Origin of the sequence: Arthrobacter sp. Bi83 (genome assembly GCF_918698095.1) — a bacterium.
Lineage (GTDB): Bacteria > Actinomycetota > Actinomycetes > Actinomycetales > Micrococcaceae > Arthrobacter.
In genome coordinates, this window is record NZ_CAKKLY010000108.1 from 1 (window position 1) to 3231 (window position 3231).

Annotated in this window: 3 protein-coding genes; all 3 read right to left on the bottom strand. The window is 64.2% G+C overall.

The genetic code is table 11. The annotated features are described in order from the left end of the window. Positions 1–61: 61 nt before the first annotated feature. A complete protein-coding gene (locus LQ144_RS22785) occupies positions 62–1345 on the bottom strand; it encodes a citrate synthase (protein ID WP_230121516.1) in 1284 nt (427 codons plus the stop codon). A gap of 258 nt (positions 1346–1603) precedes the next feature. Next, positions 1604–2752, bottom strand: a complete 1149-nt coding sequence (gene dapC / locus LQ144_RS22790) for a succinyldiaminopimelate transaminase (RefSeq protein ID WP_290369807.1) — start codon at positions 2750–2752, stop codon at positions 1604–1606. A gap of 13 nt (positions 2753–2765) precedes the next feature. Next, positions 2766–3089 (bottom strand): ferredoxin, encoded by a 324-nt coding sequence (gene fdxA, locus LQ144_RS22795; RefSeq protein ID WP_230121517.1) that lies wholly within the window; start codon positions 3087–3089, stop codon positions 2766–2768. Positions 3090–3231 lie beyond the last annotated feature (142 nt).

A 3231-nucleotide genomic window follows, 5' to 3' on the forward strand; every position in this document is an offset into this window, starting at 1 on the left:
AGACAGCGCCCACCTCGGAAGGTGGGCGGCCGCCGTCGTTGTTGCTTGTGTCCCTGCTGCCTTAGCGTGCCGGGTACTGGCGCTCGGGCTCTCCTGTGTAGAGCTGCCGCGGGCGGCCGATCTTCGTATTAGGATCGCTGATCATTTCGCGCCACTGGGCAATCCAGCCCGGCAGGCGGCCGATCGCAAAGAGCACCGTGAACATCTTCTCGGGGAAGCCCATGGCCTTGTAGATCAGGCCGGTGTAGAAGTCCACGTTCGGGTAGAGCTTGCGCTGGATGAAGTAGTCGTCATTCAGGGCCTTCTCTTCGAGACGCAAGGCGATGTCCAGGAGTTCGTCGTTGCCGCCGAGCTTGGTGAGGATCTCGTGCGCCGTGGCCTTGACGATTTTGGCACGCGGGTCGTAGTTCTTGTAGACCCGGTGTCCGAAGCCCATGAGGCGGACGCCATCTTCCTTGTTCTTGACCTTCTCCATGTAGTCCTCGGGCCTGGTGCCGTCGGCCTGGATCTGGCGCAGCATCTTGAGCACGGCCTCGTTGGCGCCGCCGTGGGCGGGGCCGAAGAGGGCGTTGATGCCGGCGGAAACGGAGGCGAAGAGGTTGGCGTTGGAGGAACCCACGAGGCGCACTGTGGAGGTGGAACAGTTCTGCTCGTGGTCTGCGTGCAGGATCAGGAGCAGATCCAGCGCCTTGGCGACAACCGGGTCCACCTCGTACTGCTCGGCCGGAAGGCCGAAGCTCAGGCGCAGGAAGTTCTCCACGAGGTTGTGGGAGTTGTCGGGGTAGAGCATGGGCTGGCCGATGCTCTTCTTCAGGGCGTAGGCGGCGATGACCGGCATCTTGGCCAGCAGTCGGTAAGTGGAAACTTCCACCTGCTCGGCGTTGAACGGGTCCAGCGAGTCCTGGTAGAACGTGGACAGCGCCGACACAGCGGAGGAGAGCACCGGCATGGGGTGCGCATCGCGGGGGAAGCCGCTGAAGAAGCCCTTGAGCTCTTCGTGCAGCAGAGTGTGGTGGCGGATGCGCTGGTCAAAGGATTCCAGCTCAGTGGGGGTGGGCAGGTTGCCGTAGATCAGCAGGTAGGACACTTCCAGGAAGCTGGAGTGCTGGGCAAGCTGCTCGATCGGGTAGCCGCGGTACCGCAGGATCCCTGCGTCGCCGTCGATGTACGTGATCGCGGAGGTGGTGGCAGCGGTGTTCATGAAGCCAGGGTCAAAGGCAACGGCGCCGGTCTGCTTCAGCAGTTTGGAAACGTCGTAGCCTTCGTTTCCCTCTACAACCTTGATGCGCGGGAGCTCGAGCTCGCCGCCTGCGTGGCGCAGGGTTGCGCTGGTGGTCTCAGTCATGGAGTCCCCTTCATGAGGCATCTGGGCCTCTGTAGAAAGCTTGATCCAACATCAGGTGAGCCGCGCGGGGATCCCGCACAGGCGGGAATTCCAACGGCCGTGCTGCCTTCTTGTAGAAAGCCACCATTGATAGTCAGTTAAAAAGTACCGTCACTTTCAGCCTGCTACTAATCCGGGACACGCTTATACGCCGCAAAATGCGTCACTTGTGGCGGGTGTCACACCCATTGTTACGGGGCCGTTGCTCCGGAACCGCGGTTAGGCGGTCGCAGCCAGCCGGGCCACGGCAGTGTCGATCCGCTCGTCGCTGCCGGTCAGCGCCACACGAACGTAACCGTTGCCGGCCTCGCCGTAGAACACGCCCGGACCCGCCACGATCCCGCGTCCGGCGAGCCGCTCAATAGTGTCCCAGGTGGCTTCGCCTGCCGTGCACCACAGGTAAAGTCCCGCGGAGGACTCATGGATCTTCAGTCCGAAGCCTTCGAGGGCCGGCACAATCCGCGTCCGGCGGCCGCGGTACATGTCCTTCTGCGCCTGAACGTGGGCGTCGTCGCCGAGGGCCACGCGCATTGCCTCCTGGACCGGGTAGGGAACGATCATCCCGGCATGCTTGCGGCTGTTCACCAGGTTCGCCATGATGGCCGGGTCTCCGGCCACGAACGCTGCCCGGTAGCCGGCCAGATTGGATTGCTTGCTCAGGGAATAGACGGCAAGGAGCCCGTCATGGGAACCGCCCGCCACCCGGGGATCCAGGATGCTGGGGACTGCCTGCCCGCCCCGCTGAAGATCCCACTCGCCCCAGCCGAGTTCCGCATAGCATTCGTCCGAAGCCACGAGCGCCCCGACGTCCCGCGCCTGGTCGACGAGTTTTTTCAGGGAGGCGGCGTCCCGGACACTTCCGGTCGGGTTGCCCGGGGAATTGACCCACACGAGCCGGACCTTCGCCCGGGTGGCAGCATCGAGTTCGTCGAGATCATCAGCAGCCACTGCCGTCGCTCCGGCGAACGTCGCACCGATGTCATACGTGGGGTAGGCAACGGCGGGACGGACGACGACGTCCCCCGGCTTCAGCCCAAGCAGGAACGGCAGCCATGCCACCAGTTCCTTGGAGCCCACCGTCGGCATGACGTCGCGGGGATCCAGCCCCTCAACGCCCCTGCGGCGTGCAAACCATCCGGCGATGGCCTCCCGGAGCGCCGGGGTGCCGTGCACTGTGGGATAGCCGGGAGCGTCTGCTGCGGCCCGGAGGGCCTCCTGGATCACCGCGGGCGTGGGATCCACCGGCGTCCCGATGGACAGATTGACTGCTCCACCCGGATAATCAGCCGCTTTGGCCAGGTAGGGCGCCATCGCCTCCCAGGGGTAGTCGGGAAGGCTCAGGCCGAAGCTCCGCACAGCTGTTGTCACCGAAGCGCCCGCCTCAGTCCTGGTTCTGCGGCGGCAGCGCGGCAATCATCGCGTGGTCGGTGTGGGTGTTGCCGACCTTCGCGGCGCCGCCCGGGGAACCGAGCTCGTCGAAGAACTCGACGTTGGCCTTGTAGTAGTCGGCCCACTCTTCCGGGGTGTCGTCCTCGTAGTAGATGGCCTCGACCGGGCAGACGGGCTCGCATGCACCGCAATCGACGCATTCATCGGGATGGATATAGAGGGAACGCTCGCCTTCGTAGATGCAATCGACGGGGCACTCCTCAATGCACGCCTTGTCTTTGACATCTACACACGGCTGCGCGATTACGTACGTCACGTCCCTTGCCTCTCCACGTTGGTTCCGGCGCTGGCCGGTTGGTGCTTCCGGCCTGCATGCCGGTCTATCGACTTCCGAGCCTATTATCTCCCAGCACCGTTCCGCGAATGAAGCGCCGCGTCACACTCGGGAAGCGGCATAC